This window comes from Pseudomonas sp. S3(2024), from assembly GCF_036861315.1.
Lineage (GTDB): Bacteria > Pseudomonadota > Gammaproteobacteria > Pseudomonadales > Pseudomonadaceae > Aquipseudomonas > Aquipseudomonas putida_A.
Map to the genome: position 1 here is coordinate 319928 of NZ_JAZAQQ010000007.1, position 6403 is coordinate 326330.

At 61.5% G+C, this 6403-nt stretch carries 5 protein-coding genes; 3 read left to right on the forward strand and 2 right to left on the reverse strand.

The annotated features are described in order from the left end of the window. Positions 1-54: 54 nt before the first annotated feature. Genes VLA07_RS19550 through VLA07_RS19560 form a run of 3 tightly spaced genes read left to right on the forward strand, consistent with a single transcriptional unit; the run spans position 55 to position 5518 of the window. A complete protein-coding gene (locus tag VLA07_RS19550; RefSeq protein WP_247269007.1) occupies positions 55-1299 on the forward strand; it encodes an exonuclease SbcCD subunit D C-terminal domain-containing protein in 1245 nt (414 codons plus the stop codon). Next, positions 1296-4937 (forward strand): SbcC/MukB-like Walker B domain-containing protein, encoded by a 3642-nt coding sequence (locus VLA07_RS19555; RefSeq protein ID WP_333990713.1) that lies wholly within the window; start codon positions 1296-1298, stop codon positions 4935-4937. The genes VLA07_RS19550 and VLA07_RS19555 overlap by 4 nt, the downstream gene beginning before the upstream one ends. Beyond that, a complete protein-coding gene (locus VLA07_RS19560; RefSeq protein ID WP_333990714.1) occupies positions 4934-5518 on the forward strand; it encodes a glutathione S-transferase in 585 nt (194 codons plus the stop codon). The genes VLA07_RS19555 and VLA07_RS19560 overlap by 4 nt, the downstream gene beginning before the upstream one ends. Before the next feature lie 172 nt (positions 5519-5690). Here the strand turns inward: VLA07_RS19560 and VLA07_RS19565 are convergent, their stop codons facing one another. Beyond that, positions 5691-5948 (reverse strand): hypothetical protein, encoded by a 258-nt coding sequence (locus tag VLA07_RS19565; RefSeq protein WP_333990716.1) that lies wholly within the window; start codon positions 5946-5948, stop codon positions 5691-5693. After that, a complete protein-coding gene (locus tag VLA07_RS19570) occupies positions 5945-6154 on the reverse strand; it encodes a hypothetical protein (protein WP_027613086.1) in 210 nt (69 codons plus the stop codon). Before VLA07_RS19570 ends, VLA07_RS19565 begins: the two co-directional genes overlap by 4 nt. Positions 6155-6403: the final 249 nt, after the last annotated feature.

A 6403-nucleotide genomic window follows, 5' to 3' on the forward strand; every position in this document is an offset into this window, starting at 1 on the left:
CAGCCGCCCATCATTTCCCCGCGGCCATCATCTCTTTCTGTAGCGGAGTCCACCTTGCGTCTGTTCCACACCTCCGACTGGCACCTTGGGCAAAACCTGCATGGCCAGGAGCGCGATTTCGAGCATGCGTGCTTTCTCGAATGGCTGCTGCGCCAACTGCAATTGGCGCAGCCGGATGTGCTGCTGATTGCCGGTGACATCTTTGACACGGTCAATCCGCCGGTCAAAGCCCAGGAACGCCTCTACGATTTCGTCGTCAGCGCTCACGAGCAGCAGCCGTTGCTGACCATCGTGATGATTGCCGGCAACCACGATTCCGGCTCGCGCATCGAACTGCCGGCGCCGTTGATGCGCCGCTTGCGCACCCATGCACTGGGGCGGGTGTTGTGGCTGGATGACGGCCAGCTCGACGCCGAACGGCTGCTGCTGCCACTGCCGAATGCCCAAGGCGAAATCGCCGCTTGGTGCCTGGCGCTGCCATTCCTGCGTCCAGCCGAGGTGACCGGTGCGCATCTGGGCGACAACTATCTGCGCGGTATCGGTCAGGTGCATGAATGGCTGATCGAAGCGGCGAATGCCAAGCGCCAGCCGGGTCAGGCGCTGGTCGCCATCAGTCACGCGCACATGGCGGGCGGCTCGGTCTCGGAAGACTCCGAGCGCAGCCTGATCATCGGTAACGCCGAAGCGCTGCCCGCCAGCCTGTTCGGGCCGAGCATCAGCTACGTTGCGCTCGGCCATTTGCACAAGCCGCAGAAGGTCAACGGTGAAGAACGCATCCGCTACAGCGGTTCGCCGATTCCGCTGTCGTTCTCGGAGATCGGCTATCAGCACCAGATTCTCGACGTCACCCTCGACGGCGAAACCCTGGTCAGTGTCGAACCAAAACTGATTCCAAGGTCGGTCAACCTGCAACGCATCGGTCCGGCGCCACTGGCGGAGATTCTGCTGCAACTGGCTGACCTGCCGAACATCGATCTGCTCGCCGAAACCCAGCGCCAGCCATGGCTGGAAGTGCGCGTGACCCTCGACGAGCCACAGCCGGATCTGCGCCATCAGGTGGAAAACGCCCTGCAAGGCAAAGCCGTGCGCTTGGTGCGGATCGCCGCCGAGTACGCCGGCAACCGTGGCGCTGAGGGCAGCGACGACGGCAGCGCGCTGGTCGAGCTGGATCAACTCACTCCGCAGGAGCTATTCAGTCGCGCCTGGCTCGACAACTATGGCAACGAGGTCGATGAGCAGACGCTCAAGGACTTCGCCGAACTGCTGCAGGACGTACAGATGGAGGGCGAGCAGCCATGAAGATTCTCGCCATTCGTTTGAAGAACCTCGCCTCGCTGGCCGGGCCGTTCGAAATCGACTTCACCGCCGAACCACTGGCCAGTGCTGGCCTGTTCGCGATCACCGGGCCGACCGGCGCCGGTAAAAGTACCCTGCTCGATGCCCTGTGCCTGGCGTTGTTCGGCGCCGTGCCGCGGCTGAACAACACTGGCCGTGACGCCAAGGTTCCGGATGCGGACGGCGAAATCGCCACCGGCGACCCACGCACCTTGCTGCGCCGTGGTACCGGTGAAGGTTATGCGGAAGTGGATTTCGTCGGCGTCGATGGCCGGCGTTACCGTGCGCGCTGGGAAGCCAACCGTGCCCGGGAGAAGGCCGGCGGCAAACTGCAGGCCAGTCGGCAGAGCCTGCGCGACATCGATCAGGATCAACTGCTCGCCAGCCAGAAAGGCGAATACAAGACCCAGCTCGAAGCCGCGCTGGGCCTGAATTTCGAACAGTTCACCCGCGCCGTGCTGCTGGCCCAGAGCGAGTTCAGCGCGTTCCTCAAGGCCGATGACAACGACCGCAGCGAACTGCTGGAAAAACTCACTGACACCGCGCTCTACACCCGCCTTGGCCGCCGCGCCTTCGACAAGACCAAAGAGGCCCGCGAAGCGCACAAGCTGCTGCAGGATCAAGCCACGGGCGTCACCCCGCTGGCCCCCGAAGCCCGGGCCGAACTGGATGAGCGTTTCAACGCTGCCCAGCAACAGCTGAAGTTGCAGCAGGCGCAACTCAAGCAACTGGAACAACAGCACAGTTGGCTCAAGGATTTGCGCCAGTTGCAGGACGCGCAGCAAGCCGCCGCCGAGCAACTGCACAGTGCGCAGCAACAGTGGGAAGGTCTGGCGGGTGAACGCCTGAAACTGACGCGCCTGGAACAACTCGCCCCGCAGCGTCACCAGTTCGCGCGCAAGACCGAACTCGATGCGCAACTGACGCCGCTGGCGGCACAGATCGCCGCGCACACTCAGCAGCACGGCGAGCTCAAAGAACGCCAGACGCAACTGGAACAGGCGCTGGATGCGGCGAAAATCGCCCTGAGCGAAGCGCAGCAGCGGCACAGCGAAAGTGCCCCGCTGCTGCGTCAGGCCTTCGATGAGCAAAGCACCCTCGCCCGCCTCGCCAAGGACACCGCACTCAGCGCCGAGGCCCGGCAGTCCGCCGAGCAAGCCTGCACCGAAGGCCAGAGCGCGATTCAAGCGTTGCAGACGAAACAGGCCGAAGTCGCTGAACGCTTGCAGAAAATCGCCGCCGAGCTGGAGCAGAGTGCCGAACTGGCACCGCTCAGCGATGCGTGGAATGCCTATCGCGATCGCCTGCAACAGCTGATGCTGATCGGCAATCGCCTGAACAAGGGCCAGGCCGAACTGGCGACCCTCGAACAGAACGCCGCGCACAGCGCCGACGCGTTGGCCACGCAAAAACAGCAACTGGAAGTGCTGTTCAAAGAGGCCGGCGCCGAGCCGGATGCCGTCGCCGAGCAGATCGGCATCCTTGGCAACCTGTTGCAGGACAACCGCAAACAACTGCGCGCCATCGAAGATCTGACGCGGCTCTGGGCCAGTCAGCAGGAGCTGGAAAAACGCGGCGTAGAGCTGCAACAGCGCCTGCTCGATGCACAGCAGGAACGTGAACGTCTGACCCAGGACGGGGTGAAAACCAAGGCCGAGCTGACCGTCGCCGAACAAACCCTCAACGTCACCCGTGAACTGCTCGAACGCCAGCGTCTGGCCCGCAGCGCCAGTGTCGAGGAGTTGCGCGCGCAGTTGCAGGACGATCAGCCGTGCCCGGTCTGTGGCAGCAACGAGCATCCGTATCATCAGCCGGAAGCGCTGCTGCAAAGCCTCGGCCGTCATGATGAAAGCGAACAGGCCAACGCCCAGCAAGTGGTCGATCAGCTCAAGGAAAAGCTCACTGAGCTGCGCGCAGAAGTCGGTGGTGTGATCGCCCGGCAGAAAGAGCTGTTGCAACAGCAGGAGCAATTGAACGCCCAGTTGCTGGCACTGGCGCCGAGTCTGGAGGCCCATCCGCTGGCGCCTCAGTTGCTGAATCAGGACGCCGACAAACGTGACGCCTGGCTGACCCGGCAGAACGATCAACTGAACCAGAGCATCACTCAGGACGAACAACGCCAGAGCGCCCTGCTCACCCTGCAACAGGACGCGGCGCGTCTGACCCAGCAACTGCGCAATGCCGAAACCGCGCATCAGCAAGCGGCGCAGCACCTGAGCAACCAACAACGCGAACTGAGCAGCGACCGTCAGCGCCTCGACGAAGAACTCACCGCGTTCGCCAGCCTGCTGCCGGCCGACACCCTCGAAGCCTTGCGCGTCGAGCCAGCGGCAACCTTCATGCAGCTGGACCGGCAGATTGCCGAGCGCCTGGCGCAGGTCGAGCAGCAAAAAGAAGAGTTGGCCGAGCAGCAACAACGCCAGCAGACGCTGGAGAAAGAACAGGATCGCCAGCTCAGCCGCGTACAGCAGCTGCAAAGCGCCGAGCAGCAATTCAGTGCACTGGCCGAGCAGCAACAAGCCAGTCAGGAAAAACTCGCGCAACTGCTGGGCGAACACAGCAGCGCCGAGCACTGGCAGCAGCAACTGGAACAGGCTGTGGATCAGGCGCGCAACGCCGAAACCGGCACCGCTGCGGAACTGCAGAACGTGCGCACGCAACGGGTGCAGATTGGCGCCGAACTCAAGGCTCAGCAAGAACGCTTGCAGGCGCTGCAAAGCGAAGACGACGAACTGACGCAGAAAATTGCCGACTGGCGCGCACGCCATCCTGAACTGGATGACGGCGGCCTCGAAGACCTGTTGCGCATCGATGACACGCAGCTCAGTGAACTGCGCCAGCGCTTGCAGCACAACGAAAAAGCCATCGAACAGGCCAAGGTGCTGCTGCAGGAACGTGATCAACGCCTGGCCGATCATCAGGCGCAGCACAACGGCAATCTTGATGCCGAGCAACTCGCCAGCGCGCTCGCCGAGCTGCAGAACCAGTTCAACCTCAGCGAGCAACAGTGCGCCGAACTGCGCGCCGAACAGGCCGAAGATCAGCGCCGGAAAAACGCCAATCAGGCACTCGCGCAACAGATTGCCGACGCCTATGCCGAGTACCAGCGCTGGGCGCGTCTGAATGCGTTGATCGGCTCGGCCACCGGCGACACGTTCCGCAAGATCGCCCAGGCCTACAACCTCGACCTGCTGGTGCATCACGCCAACGTGCAGTTGCGCCAACTGGTCAAACGCTATCGCCTGAAACGCGGTGGCAGCATGCTCGGCCTGCTGGTGATGGATACGGAGATGGGCGACGAACTGCGCTCGGTGCATTCGCTGTCCGGCGGCGAAACCTTCCTGGTGTCGCTGGCCCTTGCACTGGGGCTGGCATCGATGGCCTCAAGCACGCTGAAGATCGAATCGCTGTTCATCGACGAAGGCTTCGGCAGCCTCGATCCGGAGTCGCTGCAACTGGCCATGGATGCACTCGACGGCTTGCAGGCGCAGGGGCGCAAGGTCGCGGTGATTTCCCATGTGCAGGAAATGCACGAACGGATTCCGGTGCAGATTCAGGTACAACGCCAAGGCAACGGTTTGAGCACACTGGAGGTGAAATGAACACGCTGTATTCGTTCCGCCGCTGCCCTTACGCGATGCGCGCGCGAATGGCCCTGCGTTATTCGGGCGTACCGGTGGAGATCGTCGAAGTCAGCCTCAAGGCCAAGCCGGCCGCGATGCTGGCGATCTCGCCCAAGGGCACGGTGCCGGTGCTGGATGCCAATGGGCAGGTGATTGATGAAAGTCTGGAGATCATGCGCTGGGCGTTGGCACAGAATGATCCGGATGACTGGCTGCTCGGTGGTGATTCACGGATTGCCGGGGTGATCGAGGCTAACGATCAGGGGTTCAAGGTGCATTTGAACCGCTACAAGTACGCCGAACGCTATCCGGAGCAACCGATGGAAGTTTATCGGGCTGAGGGGGTGTTGTTTTTGCAGCGGCTGGATGGGTTGCTTGAAGGTCGGGATTATTTGCTGAGTGATCATCCGTGTCTCGCGGATATCGCGTTGCTGCCGTTCGTTCGGCAATTTGCGCATGTGGATCGCGAGTGGTTTGCGCAGACGCCTTATGTGCGGTTGCAGGTCTGGTTGCAGCGTTTCCTCGACTCCGAGCTGTTCACCTCAATCATGAAGAAATAACTTTCTCTTCTTGCTTGCCGAACACCTGTGGCGAGGGAGCTTGCTCCCGCTCGGCTGCGCAGCAGTCGCAAATCCATTCAACACGGATCATCAGAAATAGGGGATCGCCGCATTTGGGGCTGCTTCGCAACCCAGCGGGAGCAAGCTCCCTCGCCACAGTGGTTCGTGTTGTCTAGGCGAGTGCGTTGCACATGCCTAGTGCCATGCAATCCACTTCAAACGGCCCGAGAAAATCGACCTCAGCCTTGATTGGCGGATTGCCGGCCAGCAACCCTTGGGCGTTGGCCCGTTCGATGTTGTGCGCAATGCTGTGATTGACCTCTATGGCCCGCGCCAGCGCACCCACCGAGCCTTGGCCAAAGCCGAGTAACGCCGCGCCATTGGTCATCAGTGCCAGGCTGGCGATGACCCAGAGTCTGTAGCCTTTCATGCGCCGCCCACTCCTGCGAGTTCAGCGCGATCAACCAGCACGTCTGCGCGGTGTTCGAACTGGATGCCGGGGTGTGCGACCTGGATCGGTGCGTCGAAGCTGTGTTGAGTTTGCGCGGCGATGCTGACAAACAGCACCAAGGCCAGGTAAAGACCGATGGCCAAGTAGGCGCCGCGCTTGGCTGAGGTAATGATTGAACTGGCCATGATGTGCTCCGTGGGCATGTTTCAGTGCCTCAGGATCGATCAAAAAAGCCGAAGCAACCACTCAGGGTTTTCCATAGTAAACATCAGCTTGGTTGATTATTTAGCCGGTCTATCTCGGTGTTGGAGAAAACCTATCGAGCGCAGATTTTTCGATCACGCATACGTGTAGGAGCTGCCGAAGGCTGCGATCTTTTGACTTTCAAGATCAAAAGATCGCAGCCTTCGGTAGCTCCTACAGGGAGTTGTTCG